Origin of the sequence: Gluconacetobacter sp. (assembly GCF_047721585.1) — a bacterium.
GTDB lineage: Bacteria > Pseudomonadota > Alphaproteobacteria > Acetobacterales > Acetobacteraceae > Gluconacetobacter > Gluconacetobacter dulcium.
In genome coordinates this window covers 22065-38283 of the sequence record NZ_JBDNXE010000002.1, presented here as the reverse complement: position 1 = coordinate 38283, position 16219 = coordinate 22065, and the positions used below count along the sequence as shown (strand labels likewise).

The following is a 16219-nucleotide window of genomic DNA, read 5'->3' as shown; positions in this document are numbered from 1 at the left end:
ATAGAACACCATGCTGGGCGATAAAGTAAAGGATTACAGTATGTTGCGCACGTTCCTGTTCGTTGGCGCGACCGTCATGTTCGCGGTGTCAGGTGCCTCCGCCGCCACATGCGACGGCTTCGGCTTCGATAACCAACTTCCCCGGCTCGTCAATTCAAGGCTTGCCCCGCGTACCACTCTGCTCTGCAACCGGAATTATGCTTCGCTTGTCTCGGGTCTTGCCCACGAACCGCTCTGGTCTGCGGAGCGCTTGACCGAGGAGGATATCGAGGGCGCAGAACGCATTGGCCGGGTGACGCGATATTTCCATGTCGACGCACGGGTTCCCGGAGACGATCAGGCGACGTTGGCGGACTACCGAGGGTCCGGCTACGACAAAGGCCACCTTACCCCCTCGGGCGATGCGCCCGACGTGCAGTCACAGAACGAGACTTTCTCTCTTGCGAACGTCGTCCCCCAGACGCCCGCATTGAATGAAGGGACGTGGACTGGCGTTGAGATGGCGGTGCGTGACCTGGCGAACCGGGACGGCGTTCTTTACATTGTGACCGGACCGGCTTTCCATGGACAGAAACAGGCGATCGGCAGCGACGATGTATTGGTGCCGAGCTCCACATGGAAAGCGATCTACGACCCTGTAGCGGAGAAGGCTGGCGTCTATGTCTGCAAGAACAATGATGCCCCTACCTGTACGACGGTCAGCGTAGCAACGTTGATCCAGGAAGTGGGGATCGACCCGTTTCCGGGGCTCTCAGCCGAGATGAAAGCGCAGGCACCGGATCTTCCCGTGCCTGAGGCAAGTCCTTATGCACCGCGTTCTAACGCCAGCCGGACGGGGTGGGAAGGCGCGGATGGATCGTTCATTCTCCGCGATGCGGAGAAGGCAGGCGCGCGAGCCCTGCGCGGTTTGGCGCGAAAGCTGGGAGAGAACCAATGAGCTTCACACCGTTTGTCGATCGGGGCGAGAGCGTGACGATCGACGGGCTGACGGTCGAAAATGGTGAGGAACGCGTGGCGTTCTATGGTCGGCTGTCGATTGGCAAGGACCAGGCCGGGCTGAAGGACGCCCAGGAGATGAAGACGATTATTGACGCTCTGGTGGTGCGATTGGAAGGGGAGGCGTCTCTGCCGGATCGATTGCCTTTGGATGAGAAGTCCCACCCGGTTGCCGACCCTTTCGCGTGATCACGCGGCGGCGTAGCCGCGCCGCCGGCGGATGAGGATCTGGTCGGCCAGAGCGTTTAATGCCGCTCCTTCATCGGGGTGGAGATCCAGACGCTGCGTGCCTTTTGTGCCGATCCGTCCCCATTGGCGGACGAGCACTGCGCCGCCAAACAGTTCTGGCTGAATAGAAAGCGAATAAAAACGCCACTCGTTGCGCTCCGGCCTGATCCGGCGGAAGTGAGCGCTGACGGGAAACAGATCGATTTGAGAGGTGGCCGGCCGGCGTTTACGGGTCATGCTCCCTTGGTCTCCGGACTATTCCCGCGAAGACCTAACATGCCGCGATTCCGGGTACCAGAAGAAACCGGATGAGCGCAGTTACAAACGCCTCGGGCAAGCTGAGAAGAAGAAAGTGAGGACTGGGAGAAGGCACGATGGAGACGGAGAAGGCGCTTGCTTCGAGAGGGGCGACGATCGCTCTGAGGGCGGTTGCAGGACGTGTGGGCAACCGCGGGGTGCCACAAGCCTCACTCCGGGCAAGACGCCTTCCACCCCATCTTCCTCCGCTTCGCTCCGTGCAGACGGGTCCCCTGAGAAGGCATCTTGCCCTGCGCTACGTTTGCGGCGGACCTGAAAGTGTCGGGACGAAAGGCGTCGCTGCGCTTTGCTTTCGCCCTGTCGCCTCCGGCTCGGGTCGAAACGAAAGGCTGTCGTTGCTCTTTTTTGCGTCAACAATAAATACCAGGCATGAAGTGTATTAAATTCGTGATCTCCTGTAATAAATTCCATTTATGCTTGTTTTGTATTGTGTATTCGGCGGTTTTTCGGTAGAGTGAAATAGAAATCGCGAAGGTGTTGAGCCTTTTTCTACGAAGGCCCCGCCTGAGCCTCTGGGAGGAATCCGAAATGGCACGTTTCGAACTTTCCGATGAAGATCGCTCCACGATTGTGAGTGGTGTGCCCTGTGCGGTGCTTCTCGAGCGGCATGGCTACGCACTGGATCGCCGTGAAAGCACCCGCAATTGCCTCAAGTATCGCGCGGGGAAGGGGGACACGATCATCGTGAACCACGAAGGACGCGGCTGGTGGGACACTGGGTCCGACAAAAAAGGGGACGTGTTCGATCTTATTCGTCGTCTGGAGCCGGATCTGGGCTGGCGTGACGCATGCGCCGAACTTGGAAGGCTGGTAGGCGTCGAGCCCGAAGGCGCCGTCTATGTGCGGCAGCGCGAGGCAGCGAGCGGTGCGGACGTCGCGCCGTCGCTCCGCTGGGAGCGTTGCGGGGAACTGGCGTCGGGGAGCCAGGCGTGGACATACCTGACTGTCCAGCGCGCGCTTCCCGAATGGGTGGTTCGTCGGGCCGCGGCGGCCGGCGTCATCCGGGACGGGCTGCATGCTGCCTGGTTCTGTCATCGTGACGCTCACGGGCAGGTATGCGGCGTCGAACTCCGCGGGCCAGAACGCCACCTCTGCCTGAAGGGCACGGTCAAGACGCTCTTCCGTTACATGCCGGGCGGCGCACCGATCGTGCGGCGCCTGGTCGTCACCGAGGCCGCCATCAACGCGCTTTCGTTCGCCGCCCTCGATGGGGGTCGAACGGTCGACACTCTTTACACCTCTACCGCCGGAGGCATGGGGCCCGAAACCGAAGAGGCCATCCGAGCGCATCTACGCGCCATGGCAGGCAAGAGCGGCGTCGGTCTGGTGATCGCGACGGACAACGATCAGGCCGGCGACCGCTATGCCGCGCGGCTCTCGGCGATCGCCGACGAGATAGGCGTGCCCTGGAGCCGGGAGCTGCCGGCGTGGGGCATGAACGACTTCAATGACGTTCTGCGCCGTGTTGTGGCCGAGCGCGCCGCAGCTGCTTGAGGAGAAGCGCAATGGAACTTGCGAAACTGCGCGACGCGTTTCTCGCCCACCCTCGGGCGGCATCAATCATGCGGTGCTGGGCTGGCGATGCCACCCAGATGCCATGCGTGGGCGTGGAGTGCGCGAACACCGAGGTCACGGCGCGTGGCCTGGTGGTCGGAGGCGCGATCGTAGACGGGGAATGGGACCTCGACGGAAAATTCCTCCTGTTCACCACGGACGATAATGCCACCGGTGATATCTTCATCGTGAGTGGGTCGTGCGGTGCCGTGAAAGAAATCGGACGGCTGGCCGCACAGTTTCTGAACTCGAAAGACAAAGGTAAAATAATGGACGCTGAACAGACCCGCCGGGAAATGGACGCCCTCTTCCCAGGCCTTGATCAGAATGAGCGGCTGCAGGCCTCGTTTGAAAGCCACCCCGGTTCGGCGGCGTTTCTCGAGCTTCAGCCGGAATTGGGGCGCACCATCCCATGGGTATTGGTGCGGTGTGACGTGAATGGTCGCCAGATCACCGGCCTGGTCGTCGATGGCATCGTCGTTCGCCACGGTTGGGATCTGCGGGAAGAGTTCGTCATTTTCAGCACCGATACGGGACGTAGCGGGCGCTTCATGACCATTCCGGCCGGTAGTGACGAGGTTTCGGTCGTAGGGACCGTACCCGCGCGAGCGGGAGTTGCCGTGCGAGCGGACGCTTCCGCGCTGCTGAGGGAGATGGCCGAGGTGTCCGGTGCGTGGGCCGCAAACGCCGAACTCGTGAGGTCCTGGCAGGTTTCAAGCGTGCTGCACAGGCTGCCCAGCTATCCCGACTGTTTCGCCGAGTTCCACCGGGATGGCGAGGTCACGCGTGGGTTGGTGATCGGCGGCCATGTGGGGTGGGACGGCCAGTGGGATTTCAGCCAATCCGTGCAACTGATCGTCCGTTCGGGGGATACCCTGATGCTTGACCCGACCCAGGCCGAACACATGGAGGTCCTCCATGGTCATGTGGTCCCACAATCCAACCGGTTCTGAGATGTCGACTGGTCTGACAGACGCCCAGAGCGAGGCGGCCCGCGCCTCGGGTCCGATCGTGGTGCTTGCAGGGGCAGGAACCGGCAAGACGCGGACCCTCGTTGCAGGGTTTGTCGACCGCATCGTCCGGCGCGGAATGCGGCCGAACCGCATTCTGGCTGTCACCTTCACCAACAAGGCGGCCGGCGAAATGAAGGAGCGGATCGCGCAGGCTCTTGGCCCTGGTTTCGTCGCTCAATGGGTAGGAACCTTCCATGCACACGGGCGGCGCCAGCTTCGAACGGATCCGGACATCGCGGGCCTGCGTCCAGGCTTCGACATCTGCGACGCCGAGGACAGCGCCAAGATCGTTCGCCGTCTGCTGGAAAAAGCCAGGGCGGCCGGGGTATTCGAGACCGATGACGCGGAAGAGTTTCGGCGTCGGGTAAAGTCAATTACCACGCGGATCGCTATGCTGAAGGAAGACCTGATCCTTCCGGAGACGGCCGCTGCGGCGACCGAGGGGCTGATCGCCAGCCGCAAACTCGCGGATCCCGACGATGTCATGGCGTGGCGCGATGCGGCAGCCGTTTATCCAGCCTACCAGGCACTTCTTCGGGAGGCGAATATGGCAGATTTCGCGGACCTCCTGCTATGGCCGACCGTTACGATGCTCCGGGACGAAACATATCGGCGCGATTGGGCCGCACGCTTTGATGCAGTGCTTGCCGACGAGTTTCAGGACGTCAACAGGCTCCAGTTCCTCTGGCTGAAAGCTCTGTCGCGGGACCATGGTGAGCTGTTCTGCGTCGGTGACGACGCGCAGAGTATCTATGGGTGGCGTGGGGCGAATGTCCGCATCATCCGGAACTTTCTCAATGAGTTCCCGACTGGTCGCATGATCGCCCTTGAAGAGAATTTCCGTTCGACCGGCCACATCCTTTCCGCCGCAAACGCCGTGATCGCAAGAGATTCCAATCGACTGAAGAAGGAGTTGCATACGGCCGCCGGCGAGGGGAAGCCGATTGAGATTGTGTCCTGGGCCGGGAGCGTGGAGGAAGCAAAGGGAATTGCGGCCGAGATCGGGAGGAGGGCTCTCGAAGGAGTGGCATACTCCGACATGGCCATTCTTTATCGCTTCAATTTCCTCTCACGCCTGATCGAAGAAGAGCTGCTCCGGTCGAAGATTCCGTATGAGCTCGTCAACGATACCGCGTTCTGGCAGAGGGCCGTGGTCAAGGACGCGCTCGCGCTGCTGCGCCTGTCGTGCTGCCCGGACGATCGGCAGTCCGACGAGGCGTTCCGACGGGTTGTGAATCAGCCCGCCCGAGGCGTGGGCGCGAAGTCGCTCGCTCGCCTTGAACAATTGGCAGACGACGAGGCCGTCTCGCTGTTTCGGGCCGCGGAGATCTGGGCTGGCGTGGCAACAGGCAAAAGCGCAGAGCGGGTCAGGGCGTTCCTCTCTGTCATTCGGGTAATGGAAAGCTCCAGTGAGGCGTCCTTGAGCATACGCATTCGCACGTTGTTGGACGACAGCGGTTACGCCGAGATGCATCGCGCCGCCGGAGAAGACGGGCGGTCCGCACTGGAGAACCTTCACGAACTGGTGGATCTCGCACTGGAGTTCTCTCATGCGCAGGATCTGTTCGACCATGCGGCGCTCGGGTCCGCCTCCCATGGTGATGACACGTTCGGCCGCGTTAAGCTGATGACGATCCATGGCGCGAAGGGGCTGGAGTTCGAGCACGTATTCCTGGTGGGGTGGGAAGACACGGTATTCCCTTCCCGGAATAACGCGGACCCGGACGAGGAACGGCGCCTGGCCTATGTCGCCCTGACGCGCGGCCAGCGTCGCGTGGCAATATCGTGGTGTGCATTCCGCAACGGGCGCCCGGCGTCGGAGAACTGCTTCATCGACGAGATCCCTGATCAGGCGAAACACGATGGGTGGCTTCGAGACGTCCGTCGTAATCCGCGCTTTGGCGCGCGCGCGAGAGCCAGCGCGGCGGCGCAGAATGCTGCGCTTGGGTTCTAAGGCGGTCCAGAAACGCAATAAATATCAACCAGTTGTGCGGAGTTACAAACGGAGACCGCACAATCTGGTTTATGAAATGCGATGACACCCAACCCGATTCGGCCCGGAGACGGGCCTGGTCGCGAAATAGTTGGCCGCCCGCTGGCGAGTCCAATTCGAAGTCCTTACCGTGTGATCTCCGGGAGGCGCTATGAAGCGTTTGCCGGACCCACGGCAGGTCGTGGCTCGCCCGTATGAGGCGCTTGGCGATAGTGAGCGCGAGGCGGCGCACGCTCGTGTCATGCTTCACATCCGCGACGCGCTCTATCGTGGCCCACACGGAGTCCTCGAGTTGCGTGCCGGTCTCTCGGCGGAGGAGGCAGGTGCGCTTCCGGTCGTGCTCTCTGACATGGTGCGCGCCGGCGAGATAACCGCGCTTGGACACAGCGTCTACGCCCGGGTTCCCTGGATGCCTGCGACACGTCCGGTGACGTCGACGCCCATCCAGGATCTCGTCTTCGCAGCTTTGACCCGGCACGGGACGCCCGAGATGCTGGCCACCTGGCTCGGCCTGACGCAGGAGTCAGTCAAAGCCGCCCTCGGCGCCCTCGAGCGCGCAGGCCTGGTCCAGGAAAGCTACGGGCGCACACGGCGTGGACACTGGCGAATTGTGTCACAACGCATGGCCTCTCACATCCGGCGCGGTGCTCAGGACCGGGTGTTTGCGGACGTGGCTCCCCATGAGTGACTGGATTACGTTCCCGGACGGTCACCGAGGGCGGCTGAGATGGGCGTGCGACGCGGAGCGCGCCGTGATGTGGCAACGCATGCTCGCACGCGCGCATGGAGATCTGCGACGACCAGTCTGTGATTGTGTGGCGGGAGGGCGTCGGCTTGAACTCGCCGTGCGCGAACTCACACGTCGTGACGGAGGGCGTCAAGTCCGCCGGTATTGTCTTGCGCGCATGCCCCACGATGGCACGCGCCATCAGGCAGGCTGCCCGTTCCACGAGACAGATGCACGCCGCAGCGGGCGGTCCGGCTATGAAGAGGGCGTGATCCGCGAGCTGCCGGACGGCCGCCTGAAGATCGCAATTTCCGGTGGCCTGGAGGTACGGCAGCCGGCGCCGGAACCGGTTGCCGCGCCTGGAGGCGAGCAGCCGAACGGAGCAGCGCGGCGGCGGCAGGCAAGCATGAGCCTGCTTGGGCTGCTTCACCTGCTGTGGGAAAACGGCGGCCTCAATGTTTGGTCTCCCGAGGACCGCCGGCGTCGGACCTGGTGGCCCACGGTGCGTGGATCGCTCGATCACGCGGCCGCCGGGATAGTTGTCGGACGAGAAGCCCTCTCGGATGTATTCGCGACAGTGGGCTATCGAGACGTCGATGGGCCCCGCCTGCTCGCCGAGGTGGCCCGGCGATGCGGCCAAAGCCGGCGTGTCATCCTGATAGGCGTCGTGAACCAGATCACACGTTATCAGCCGCCAGGTGCCGACGGAGCACCTCCACGCCCCCCTCGATTGCGGGTGGTCTTCGATGGGGTGCGGAATTACGGGCTCTATGTCTCGGCGCCGATCGAAGCGGAGCGCCGGCTTGCGCGTAGCTTCCCCTGGGCGTGGAGGGTCCTTGGCCAGGAGCCCCGGGATCGGGCAATCCGTGTAGCCGCCGTCGTTGCTGCGCGGGTCCAGCCTATGAGGAGCGGGGCCGGCTTTACAGCCTGGGCGGACGGCATAGCGCTGATGGAAACGGCGCCATCGCTCGTCCCGGTCGCAAGTTTCCACGAACTGCGGGTGCTGCAGGCGTTGCAGGCTGAGGGAAGGCGGTTTCGGAAGCCGCTTCGCTACGATGCTGAGCGCCAGGCTGTCCATCCCGATTTCGAACTGCTTGATACCGGCAATCCGCACGGGACGCCAATGGAGGTATTCGGCCGGGTAGATGAGACCTACGTGGTCAGGGCGACCGAGAAGCAGCGATACTACAACGCCGTCTATGGAACCCGCGGGTGGTGGGCGTGGGACGCAACACAGGACCACCAGTGGCCCGCTTTTCCTCCAATTGCCCAATCCCCGGCGCGGTCCGCGAAATGACTGCACGCGGCTTCGAGACGGTGGAAGACGATTTGGAAGCAATCGGGTGGGGGCTGCGCCAGGTGTCCCGACGCTCGGGCTTCTCCCGCGCACGGATCTCTCGGCTAAAATCGACCAGGCTTGAAGATGATGGCAGCCAGTCAGACCGCGCATTTCGCCGTTGGATAGCGGATCTCGCGCGCCTGCACCGGAGGTTCTACTCCCCGCTGTCGCCTGCCGTTCCGGCGCCCGGAAACCGGCCATGCCTGAACGGCGCCGGCGTCAACCGTGCCTTGATTATCATCGGGTGGTCCGAGCGTTTTCTCGCAGAGAGTCTGGCCATGCACCGCACAGAATTACGACGAATCCTCGAAAACGGCGGAGAGCTTAGTCCACGGCCGTCGCGCTGGCTCGACGTGCTGTGCGACGGACACATCGATCTGCCGCGCCCTGATATGACGGATTGAGATGATGGAAACCCACGGTTCGCAGGAGCGACAAGATTCTGGGTCTGGACGCTTGAGCAATACGGCGGGAGGTATTGCGGTTGAGCGCCTGAGGTCGATCATTGAACGTGTCGAACGCCTCGAAGAAGAGCGCAAGGCGCTTACAGCGGACATAGGCGATATCTTCGTAGAGGCGAAGTCAGCAGGCTTCGATGTGAAAGTCGTGCGGCAAATAATCCGTCTTCGAAAGCGTCAACCCGCGGAAGTGGAGGCGGAAGAAAATTTGCTCGCGATCTATCGGCAAGCGCTGGGAATGTAGGGATGGAGTATCGGTCCCTCGTAAAGCAACTCACACCGGCCGTGTCTATCTCACTGCCGGACGCCGTCGCACGCCGCGCTTCACGTCCGCCGCATGGCGGACGCGGACTCGTATGGGCGGCAGCGGCGGCCCTCCTGTGCGATTTGTCCGATGGCTACATCCTTGCGGACCAGTTTGGGGCACCCGGTCGCTTTGCCCTCTCAATACTTGGGCCGACCCGGCTGATCCTGTCGCCCTGGATCTGGCTGCTCATCGCTGTTGCTTCCCTCAGTGCCGGATGGTTTCTCGATCGCGCCCAGCGTGGGCGTGCACGACAGCTGCGTTTGATGGTCAGGGCATTGCGTTTCGGCGCTCTGGGGGTGGGTGGCTTCCTCCGCCTGGCCAGCTGATCCGCGATCGGTCCGGAGTCACAAACGATGGGCGTAGCCTGATCCGATGTTAGATTTTCCGCCGCGCCTGTGGACTGGTCTGGCCAGTGGCCTTCTGTTGCCGCGCGCGCTTCTCGTTCATCCGGATCTTGATCCGGATGGTCACGGGGCGAGAGTGGGAATTCTGGCGCGCGCGATAGGACTGCCGTTAATGCCAGGTGTCCCCGGTGATCGGCTTGAGCTGGCCGGTTGCATGCATGACGTGGGGAAAATATTCGTCCCGCCAGAAATTCTCAATAAGCCCGGTTCGCTCACGATGGCCGAGCGCACGATCATGAACAGGCATCCGGTGGATGGAGCCTGGTTCCTCAGCGCTGTCCGTCCCGATCTCCATCGAGACGTCCTCGATGCTGCACTTTACCACCATGAGGACTTTGACGGGCGTGGCTACCCATGTGGGCTTACGGCCCAGAGGATTCCTCTTGTGGCGCGCATTATTGCCGTCGCTGACGCCATCGATGCGTTGCTCTCCCCTCGCGTCTATCGACCAGCCTGGGTTCCAGGACGCGTTCGCCATTACCTCGTCGCTCGCAGCGGGACGCGCCTCGATCCGCTCGTGGTGTCAGTCGCGATCGACCGGTTCGATACGCTGCTCATGCTGCGCCAGGGCCGCGGGAAACGACGGGCGAAGCTGATACTTCTTGCCGAAAGGGAAACATAGTAATGTTGCGTGCCTTCCTGGACCTGCGTTTTCTCCTAGACACGGCCAGCGGCGCCGTCGCCCTCGCGTCGTTCGCGTCCTGTTGCTGTTTCGCGTTGGCACAATTGTGGCATATCGCGATACCGGCTTATCGGTTTTATTTGCTTGCCGGTGCGCCCTACGCCGCTGGCGTCTTCTTCGAGGCGCGACAGAGATCCAGAAGAAGCGGCGTTGTACCATGTGAGAAGGCGGACAGGCGAGAGAATTGACCTGCAGCCACACCTGGCGGTGCGCCGCAATGGCTCGCCCAAGGGCTGGGCGCAAGCGCCCGCCATTGCCCCGCCCCGTCAGCCGTGGCGGCCGGAATGGGATCAAGAAAAGGATCTGATCCCATGATAAATCTAAACTCCAAGATTTCCAGAGTTTTCGCCGGTAGACGATCTGCGCTTCCGGCCGATATGACCGTCCCGCCCTTGTCAGTTTCCGTGTTTCCTGGGGACGCGATCGCCGATATTCGCGAACGTCTTATAGATGACGTCATCCGAGTCCTGCGCCCGGAGGAATGGCGGGCGCAGAGATGCGAGCAATGGTACGGACTACTCCGCCCGTGGGTAGAAGCAGCCATCCCGGGACCGCCGGCAGCGCCTGCCGACCCGGCAGCGCCGCCGGCACCGTTGGGGGCGGAGCCATGGCCTCTTGCCCCTGATTCAGATGTTTACGGTGATCACGCCGGATGGTGGATCGTGGTTGACGCGACCGGAGAGCATGAGCTCAGTGAGGCTTACCCGACACGCGAATTGGCCGAGCGTGAAGCACAGAGACTAAACGGCGCGGATCCGAACGCCGAATGGTATCGGCACTGGTTCGCCTTCCAGGGAGGCGTGTCATGAGCAACTGCGCCATCAACTGGTTCCAGCTTATAGGCCCGGGCTCCAGCCTTCAGGCCGCTGCCGATCACCTGTCGCTTACTCCTTCAGCAGCGGAGTTTCATGCGTTGGAGTTCGATCTGCCGGGTTGGCATGATGGATCTGCGTGGCACGTTGCTGAGGACATCGCTGCACGCTTCCCGGATCTTACCGTGCGTTACGAGTTTCGCCCGGAATTCGACAATTTCGCCCTGCATGGTGTTGGCGCTTGGGAGGGCGGTATACCGCTCTATCGCGCACCCCTCGATATCGTCGAGAGCTGCTGCTATTCAGGTCCCGCGACGCAAGGGGCACAGCATACAATCCCGTTGATGCGGCGTACCGAAGCGCTCGCGCGAGCGGCTTGCCATTTCCCGCTCCAACACCATTTCGAAACAATCAGAAGAATACCTGCCGGCTCGGATGGGTGGCGGGTTCTCGAAAGCTATCCGCCGCACCAGTTCAGCGCCATTCACCTTCCGGATGTCGGTGCGACCGGTGAGATAGTGGTCCTCTACCCGGAGGCACGCCGTGCGATGCTGTTCCAAGGCGTGAACACAGTGGGCGCGTTCGAAGCGAACCGCAGCTTACAGACTGATGAGGTTCTGATGCTGACGTGCTTGCCGGGGTGGGCCATCGAGCAATGGGCGTTTGCCAACGGAATATCTGTTTGATCCCGGATCGAGCCCAAATGTGCAGCGAAGGCCGCCAGTGCTCCCACACCGGCGACCCTCTGTTTCCACCCCTGATGCACGCAGAGGAAGAACGTAGCCGTTCATAACAATTGGCTCGGTTATCGGCAATGTTCGGCAGTGATCGTGACGCTGCTCACACCTGAGACGCATGGGCGCCCCTTCGGGGTTCGCTCGCCCAGCCCCTCTAGGCGGCCGAGCCGCCAAGAGGGATCGAGCCCCCTGCGGGGTCTCGCCGCTTTCGCGCTAATGCTCTCCGCCGGGCCGTGGGCTGTGCTGCGTGGCGGTGTGGCGGGGGAGTAATGGGAGGCGAGGGGAGTGTGACGGTTCCTCGACCCCCCTGACACGCCTGCGGCGCGTCAGGGGGGCACGCTCCGGGGATTACGCACCGCATCCAGCTCCAGTGTGACAACAGCCCGTGCGGTCTATCAACAGGGGAGGCGACCCTCGCCGCGCCTGGGCCACCCCGCGTTCATCGCGGGCCCTCCGGTCCTGCGCTGCCCGCAGGGCGACCGGCTTGCTCAGGCCGCTCCCCTGTTGACAGACCACCCGGCCCGTCGTCTTGCCGAAGGCAGGATGTGGCTCAGAAAAGCGCTCCATCCCCTGCGCTCTCGTCACCGTTGCGGGCGCTCGCCGCCCCGCACCCAGGCAGCGATGTGGTCTAGTAAAGCAGTCGTTTTAGGTCAGTATTGCAATCGGTAAAATCAACAAATCAGACAATAAATATCGCCATTATTGGCTGTTTTCCGCCGTTTTTGCTTGCCTTAAACCGGCGATCTGTACTATTCTTTTCTTGTCGGGAGGGAATGGTTCTTCCCAACGAGGCCAGAATAGCTGGTTTGGATATACCTGTAGCTGTGGAGTGTGAGTGATGGCCGGTTCCGTCAACAAGGTGATTCTCGTCGGCAATCTCGGAAAAGACCCTGAGGTTCGCCACGCCCAGAGTGGCGCCAAGGTCGTCTCTCTGACGCTGGCGACAAGCGATACCTGGACCGACAAGGCGTCGGGCGAACGTCGTGAGAAGACGGAATGGCACCGCGTCGTGATCTACAACGACCGCCTCGCAGAGGTCGCCGAACGCTTCCTGCGCAAGGGCCGAAAGGTTTATCTGGAGGGTGCGCTCCAGACCCGGAAATGGACCGACCAGTCGGGTCAGGACCGGTACACGACCGAAGTGGTGATCGATCGCTTCCGTGGCGAACTCACCCTGCTGGACAGCAACCGGGGTGAAGGTGAGGACTTTGGGGGCGGGCAACCTGCGAATACCCCGGCTTCTCGTGGCAATGCTGGCCGTTCGGCGCCGCCCGCAGGTCGGGCGGACCTCGATGACGAGGTTCCTTTCTGAGCCTCGGACGGACAGGTGGCCGTGCGCAAGAGCGGTCACCGTCCCTTTCTCGTTGAACGACCAATACACCGGTGCCGCAATGCTTCCTCCTCACCTTTTCGGAAATCGCCCAACGTCTGCCTCTCTCGCGCTCTTGCTTCATCTGCGCGGCGAGATGGAGCGGATCGAGGCAGAGTTATTGGTCCAGTTGAGCCCGACCGACCTGGCCGACCATGCTTCCATTGCTATCGCCAACGTTCGCCAATCTGGTCTCGACGCGGTCCACAAGCATTATTGGGGGGAGGCAACGAAGGTTGTCCGCTGCCTTCTGCGGTCCAAAGCCGGCCGCGCGGCACTCGCGAGCGCCGGACTGGCCGGGGACACGCCGGCGCAGGTCCTCTCCTGCCCGTCTCGCTGAGTGAGGACTGATAATGGGCAAGAACGAGACTGCCGCTCGTAACCTCCTGGACGCCGCGTATCGCACCATAAACGCGGGCTCTGGACACGCCATGGATGCGGAGGCGCTTTTTGCCAGCCTCTTGTTTGAATTTGGCCCTGACGCGTTTACGCCGCAGGCCCTGGATCGCCTCGGCCGCCTCTATCTCGAATACTGCGCAAATTTCGGCGTCAGCCCGGCTATGAGCGACGCAAAGCCAGATGCGGACGCCGGCTGCGACCTGGCGGCGCTGCCGTCGTCGTCGGTCGGCGTCATGGTGCCGCTTGAGGTGCCCGACGCGACGCACCGCGTGGGAGCGAGCGATGCGCAGGGCCGCGCATCTGTGAGCGCGTTGTGGTCGAGGATACGCGATCTGGTCGCAGACGCCGCTCACGACGCCACCATGCACACTGACCTGGCTGCCGAGGCGCACGCCCATTATTGCGAGCGGTTCACCCGCTTCGATGCCGGCGTGACTTGGGGGAGGGCGTTTATTCGGCGGTTCAGGCTCGCTCGATAGGACGGCAGCCTTGAAGGAACCTGTTAAGAGACCTATTATTGGACCTGTAAACCGATCCTATCAGAGGCGCAGATGGTATATCCGATCCTTGCCGAGGTTGCGGCCAGCGTGTCCGAGCTTAAAAAGAACCCGATGGCGACCGTCGCCGCTGGCGACGGTGCTCCCGTCGCCATCCTCAACCGCAACGAGCCGGCTTTTTACTGCGTCCCCGCGTCCGTCTACGCCAGCATGATCGAGCGTCTTGAAGATGCCGAGCTCAATGCAATTGCGGATGCTCGCCAGGGCGAGCCCGTGATCCCGGTCGTGCTCGATGAGCTATAAGCTCGCCTTTCTCGATTCCGCTCTCAAGGAGTGGGGCAAACTGGACGGGACCACGCGCACCGCCTTCAAGAAAAAGCTCGCCGAGCGTTGCGAATTGCCCCGCGTCCCGTCAGCACAGCTCTCAGGCAGTCGCGACAGGTACAAAATCAAACTCCGGGGCGTTGGATACCGGCTCGTCTATGAGGTCCGTGATACGGAAATCATCATTGTTGTCATTGCGATCGGACGACGCGATCGCAACGAAGTCTACAGGACCGCAGAGCGGAGAGCGGACTGTTAACATCTTCCCCGCCCTAAAGAGCGGGGATTTCCAGTGAAGGAAGTTCTCGCTTCGACGCCCCGGCGATGCGTGGCTCCACGACAGGAGTGTTCCCCCTGTGAAGAATGTTGATTGCAGCATTGTGGTCGGCGTTGGCGCGGAAGCCGCACGTGGCGCAAACGAAGGACGCTTGGTTCTTGCGGCTTCGATTGTCCACGGCTCCGCAGCACGAGCACGTCTGCGAGGTATGGCGCGGGTCCACCGTCAAAAGGCGATGCGCCTTGTAGCGCAGCATCGTCTCGATCTGGTGCCAGCCCACGTTGAGGATGGCGCGGTTCAGTCCGCGCTTCTGGGCGACGTTGCGGCCCGGCGTTTCGGCCGTGCCGGCCGCCGAGCGGGTCATGTTTCGCGTGCGGAGGGCCTCGACCACCACCGTTCCGAAGCGACGCGCGATGGCAGTCGTGGTCTCATGCGCCCAGTGCTTGCGGGTGCGCGCCTGGCGTGCGCGCAGCGCCGCCACCCGGCGCTGCGCCCTGGCATGGCGCCGTGATCCGCGCCGGCGACGGCTGGCGATGCGCTGCGCCTTGCGGATCCGCCGGTCGAGCAGGTCCAGCGCCGCGGGGGCCTGGAACGCCGTGCCGTCGGAGAGCATCAGCGGCACCGCAACACCGCGATCGACGCCGACGGCGCCGCCCGGGTCCGGAGCCGCGCCGTCGGATTTGCAGGCGAAGGAGATCTGCCAGCCCAGTGGGGTGTGGGCGATCGTCGCCTCGACCACCTTGCCCGCCAGAGCGCGGGTGGCGCGGAACTTCACCCAGCCAATCTTCGGCAGCCGCACCCGGCTGTAGCGCCGATTGAGGCGCTCGATTGTCAGTTCCCGGCCGTTGAGCGTGAAGGCATCGTGAACGCCCTTTCGCTTGGGCTGCGGAAAGCCGCCAAGACCGGCGAAGGCGCGCCGATAGGCCTCATCCAGGGCCTTCAGAACGTATTGCTGGGCGGTCTGGCTCACGGCCCGGACGAAATCGACCTCCGCCCGCAGCCGTGTCAGCTCCCGGCTTTGTGTCACATAGGTCAGGTGGCCGCCGGTATTGGCCCGAAAGGCACGCCAATGGTCGCGCCGCTGCTCGAGCGCCAGGTTCCAGACCAGCCGACACACCCCAGCCGCCTGCGCCAAAAGCTCAGACTCCCGGGCGGTCGGGCGCAGCGCAAACATGTAGCCACGGAACACCATGCTTACGACACTAAGGTTTTTCGATTCACAGTACAAGAGGGACGCGCTTTCCTCCCCGGCATGAATGCCTGGGTCTCCAGCGCGGAAATTCGATGAAAAAAATATCAATGTCGATGTCAGCCAGCGACGCAGCGTCGGGCGCGTACCGAATAAAGGAGGGGCGTTTCGCCGGCTTGGCCGCAGAGACCTTGGTCGCCGCCGGTGAAGGATTCCTGGCGGTGACACTCTACAAGGCCATTGGGCGCCTGAGTGGCTTGGATGAAGCGATCAGCGAACTGAGGTCGCGGGCGCCGAAAGCAGTTGAGGACGGTAGTCTCGTCGGGCGCGAGCCGGCCCCCGACCCGGATCTTGACGCTCATATCTCGGCACTCCAGGCGCAACTTGATTTCCGATCGGCTTCCCTCGAGGCGATCTTCCAGGAGGCGTCTGCTGTCGCCGACCGTATTCTCGCGCGCATCGCGAATGCTGAATGGGTCGATGATGGTCTTGCCTGACGTGGTTGCCCGCCCGGCGGGCGGGGGAGGCCGGCGGGGTGGGGGGGGCCCCGGCGGGCCCGGCCCGCGGCTGGGGGGCCGGGGGGGCGGGGGGGCCCC

19 protein-coding genes are annotated in these 16219 nt (G+C 62.8%); 17 read left to right on the top strand and 2 right to left on the bottom strand.

The features are described 5' to 3' along the window. Positions 1-10: 10 nt before the first annotated feature. On the top strand, positions 11-937 hold the full coding sequence (locus tag ABF821_RS00760; protein ID WP_259654931.1) for a DNA/RNA non-specific endonuclease: 927 nt from the start codon (positions 11-13) through the stop codon (positions 935-937). Continuing rightward, positions 934-1185 carry a hypothetical protein gene (locus ABF821_RS00755; protein ID WP_415528711.1) on the top strand — a complete coding sequence of 84 codons (252 nt, stop codon included), beginning with the start codon at positions 934-936 and terminating at the stop codon, positions 1183-1185. The genes ABF821_RS00760 and ABF821_RS00755 overlap by 4 nt, the downstream gene beginning before the upstream one ends. On the opposite strand, the gene ABF821_RS00750 is transcribed toward ABF821_RS00755, so the two are convergent. Beyond that, positions 1186-1461 carry a WGR domain-containing protein gene (locus ABF821_RS00750; RefSeq protein WP_183010696.1) on the bottom strand — a complete coding sequence of 92 codons (276 nt, stop codon included), beginning with the start codon at positions 1459-1461 and terminating at the stop codon, positions 1186-1188. 609 nt (positions 1462-2070) lie between these two features. Here ABF821_RS00750 and ABF821_RS00745 point away from each other — a divergent pair. The 14 genes from ABF821_RS00745 to ABF821_RS00680 all read left to right on the top strand — a co-directional run bounded on the left by ABF821_RS00745 (position 2071) and on the right by ABF821_RS00680 (position 14416). Continuing rightward, positions 2071-3036, top strand: a complete 966-nt coding sequence (locus tag ABF821_RS00745; protein ID WP_415528710.1) for a DUF3991 and toprim domain-containing protein — start codon at positions 2071-2073, stop codon at positions 3034-3036. 11 nt (positions 3037-3047) lie between these two features. Further along, positions 3048-4049: a hypothetical protein gene (locus tag ABF821_RS00740; RefSeq protein WP_415528709.1), complete on the top strand. Its 1002-nt coding sequence runs from the start codon at positions 3048-3050 to the stop codon at positions 4047-4049. Beyond that, positions 4015-6063: an ATP-dependent helicase gene (locus ABF821_RS00735; RefSeq protein WP_415528708.1), complete on the top strand. Its 2049-nt coding sequence runs from the start codon at positions 4015-4017 to the stop codon at positions 6061-6063. Before ABF821_RS00740 ends, ABF821_RS00735 begins: the two co-directional genes overlap by 35 nt. A 190-nt stretch (positions 6064-6253) precedes the next feature. After that, positions 6254-6790, top strand: a complete 537-nt coding sequence (locus ABF821_RS00730; protein ID WP_183010693.1) for a DNA glycosylase AlkZ-like family protein — start codon at positions 6254-6256, stop codon at positions 6788-6790. Then, complete coding sequence (locus tag ABF821_RS00725; protein ID WP_415528707.1) at positions 6783-8126, top strand: DUF1173 family protein; 1344 nt, start codon at positions 6783-6785, stop codon at positions 8124-8126. Before ABF821_RS00730 ends, ABF821_RS00725 begins: the two co-directional genes overlap by 8 nt. Beyond that, complete coding sequence (locus ABF821_RS00720; protein WP_415528706.1) at positions 8123-8572, top strand: transcriptional regulator; 450 nt, start codon at positions 8123-8125, stop codon at positions 8570-8572. Before ABF821_RS00725 ends, ABF821_RS00720 begins: the two co-directional genes overlap by 4 nt. A 4-nt stretch (positions 8573-8576) precedes the next feature. Beyond that, positions 8577-8870 (top strand): DUF2312 domain-containing protein, encoded by a 294-nt coding sequence (locus tag ABF821_RS00715; protein WP_415528794.1) that lies wholly within the window; start codon positions 8577-8579, stop codon positions 8868-8870. A gap of 41 nt (positions 8871-8911) precedes the next feature. Next, on the top strand, positions 8912-9259 hold the full coding sequence (locus ABF821_RS00710; protein ID WP_415528705.1) for a hypothetical protein: 348 nt from the start codon (positions 8912-8914) through the stop codon (positions 9257-9259). Between the two features lie 46 nt (positions 9260-9305). Next, positions 9306-9959, top strand: a complete 654-nt coding sequence (locus ABF821_RS00705) for an HD-GYP domain-containing protein (protein WP_415528704.1) — start codon at positions 9306-9308, stop codon at positions 9957-9959. Between the two features lie 865 nt (positions 9960-10824). Further along, complete coding sequence (locus tag ABF821_RS00700) at positions 10825-11517, top strand: hypothetical protein (protein WP_415528703.1); 693 nt, start codon at positions 10825-10827, stop codon at positions 11515-11517. Between the two features lie 889 nt (positions 11518-12406). Continuing rightward, positions 12407-12880, top strand: a complete 474-nt coding sequence (gene ssb / locus ABF821_RS00695; RefSeq protein ID WP_415528702.1) for a single-stranded DNA-binding protein — start codon at positions 12407-12409, stop codon at positions 12878-12880. A 410-nt stretch (positions 12881-13290) separates the two neighbouring features. After that, positions 13291-13815: a hypothetical protein gene (locus ABF821_RS00690; RefSeq protein WP_415528701.1), complete on the top strand. Its 525-nt coding sequence runs from the start codon at positions 13291-13293 to the stop codon at positions 13813-13815. A 72-nt stretch (positions 13816-13887) separates the two neighbouring features. Beyond that, positions 13888-14136: a type II toxin-antitoxin system Phd/YefM family antitoxin gene (locus ABF821_RS00685; protein WP_415528700.1), complete on the top strand. Its 249-nt coding sequence runs from the start codon at positions 13888-13890 to the stop codon at positions 14134-14136. Then, the gene (locus ABF821_RS00680) at positions 14126-14416 is read left to right on the top strand and encodes a type II toxin-antitoxin system RelE family toxin (protein ID WP_415528699.1); all 291 of its coding nucleotides are present in this window, start codon (positions 14126-14128) and stop codon (positions 14414-14416) included. Before ABF821_RS00685 ends, ABF821_RS00680 begins: the two co-directional genes overlap by 11 nt. A 13-nt stretch (positions 14417-14429) precedes the next feature. Here the strand turns inward: ABF821_RS00680 and ABF821_RS00675 are convergent, their stop codons facing one another. After that, positions 14430-15626 carry an RNA-guided endonuclease InsQ/TnpB family protein gene (locus ABF821_RS00675; protein WP_415528698.1) on the bottom strand — a complete coding sequence of 399 codons (1197 nt, stop codon included), beginning with the start codon at positions 15624-15626 and terminating at the stop codon, positions 14430-14432. A gap of 107 nt (positions 15627-15733) precedes the next feature. On the opposite strand from ABF821_RS00675, the gene ABF821_RS00670 reads away from it, so the two are divergent. Continuing rightward, entirely contained in the window at positions 15734-16120 is a 387-nt protein-coding gene (locus ABF821_RS00670; RefSeq protein WP_415528697.1) for a hypothetical protein, read from the top strand. Positions 16121-16219: the final 99 nt, after the last annotated feature.

Bases quoted from the DNA above. Each gene is read 5' to 3' on its own strand.
- ABF821_RS00760 (WP_259654931.1), top strand. From the start codon at position 11: ATGCTGGGCGATAAAGTAAAGGATTACAGTATGTTGCGCACGTTCCTG.
- ABF821_RS00755 (WP_415528711.1), top strand. From the start codon at position 934: ATGAGCTTCACACCGTTTGTCGATCGGGGCGAGAGCGTGACGATCGAC.
- ABF821_RS00750 (WP_183010696.1), bottom strand. From the start codon at position 1,461: ATGACCCGTAAACGCCGGCCGGCCACCTCTCAAATCGATCTGTTTCCC.
- ABF821_RS00745 (WP_415528710.1), top strand. From the start codon at position 2,071: ATGGCACGTTTCGAACTTTCCGATGAAGATCGCTCCACGATTGTGAGT.
- ABF821_RS00740 (WP_415528709.1), top strand. From the start codon at position 3,048: ATGGAACTTGCGAAACTGCGCGACGCGTTTCTCGCCCACCCTCGGGCG.
- ABF821_RS00735 (WP_415528708.1), top strand. From the start codon at position 4,015: ATGGTCATGTGGTCCCACAATCCAACCGGTTCTGAGATGTCGACTGGT.
- ABF821_RS00730 (WP_183010693.1), top strand. From the start codon at position 6,254: ATGAAGCGTTTGCCGGACCCACGGCAGGTCGTGGCTCGCCCGTATGAG.
- ABF821_RS00725 (WP_415528707.1), top strand. From the start codon at position 6,783: ATGAGTGACTGGATTACGTTCCCGGACGGTCACCGAGGGCGGCTGAGA.
- ABF821_RS00720 (WP_415528706.1), top strand. From the start codon at position 8,123: ATGACTGCACGCGGCTTCGAGACGGTGGAAGACGATTTGGAAGCAATC.
- ABF821_RS00715 (WP_415528794.1), top strand. From the start codon at position 8,577: ATGGAAACCCACGGTTCGCAGGAGCGACAAGATTCTGGGTCTGGACGC.
- ABF821_RS00705 (WP_415528704.1), top strand. From the start codon at position 9,306: ATGTTAGATTTTCCGCCGCGCCTGTGGACTGGTCTGGCCAGTGGCCTT.
- ABF821_RS00700 (WP_415528703.1), top strand. From the start codon at position 10,825: ATGAGCAACTGCGCCATCAACTGGTTCCAGCTTATAGGCCCGGGCTCC.
- ssb (WP_415528702.1), top strand. From the start codon at position 12,407: ATGGCCGGTTCCGTCAACAAGGTGATTCTCGTCGGCAATCTCGGAAAA.
- ABF821_RS00690 (WP_415528701.1), top strand. From the start codon at position 13,291: ATGGGCAAGAACGAGACTGCCGCTCGTAACCTCCTGGACGCCGCGTAT.
- ABF821_RS00685 (WP_415528700.1), top strand. From the start codon at position 13,888: ATGGTATATCCGATCCTTGCCGAGGTTGCGGCCAGCGTGTCCGAGCTT.
- ABF821_RS00680 (WP_415528699.1), top strand. From the start codon at position 14,126: ATGAGCTATAAGCTCGCCTTTCTCGATTCCGCTCTCAAGGAGTGGGGC.
- ABF821_RS00675 (WP_415528698.1), bottom strand. From the start codon at position 15,626: ATGGTGTTCCGTGGCTACATGTTTGCGCTGCGCCCGACCGCCCGGGAG.
- ABF821_RS00670 (WP_415528697.1), top strand. From the start codon at position 15,734: ATGTCGATGTCAGCCAGCGACGCAGCGTCGGGCGCGTACCGAATAAAG.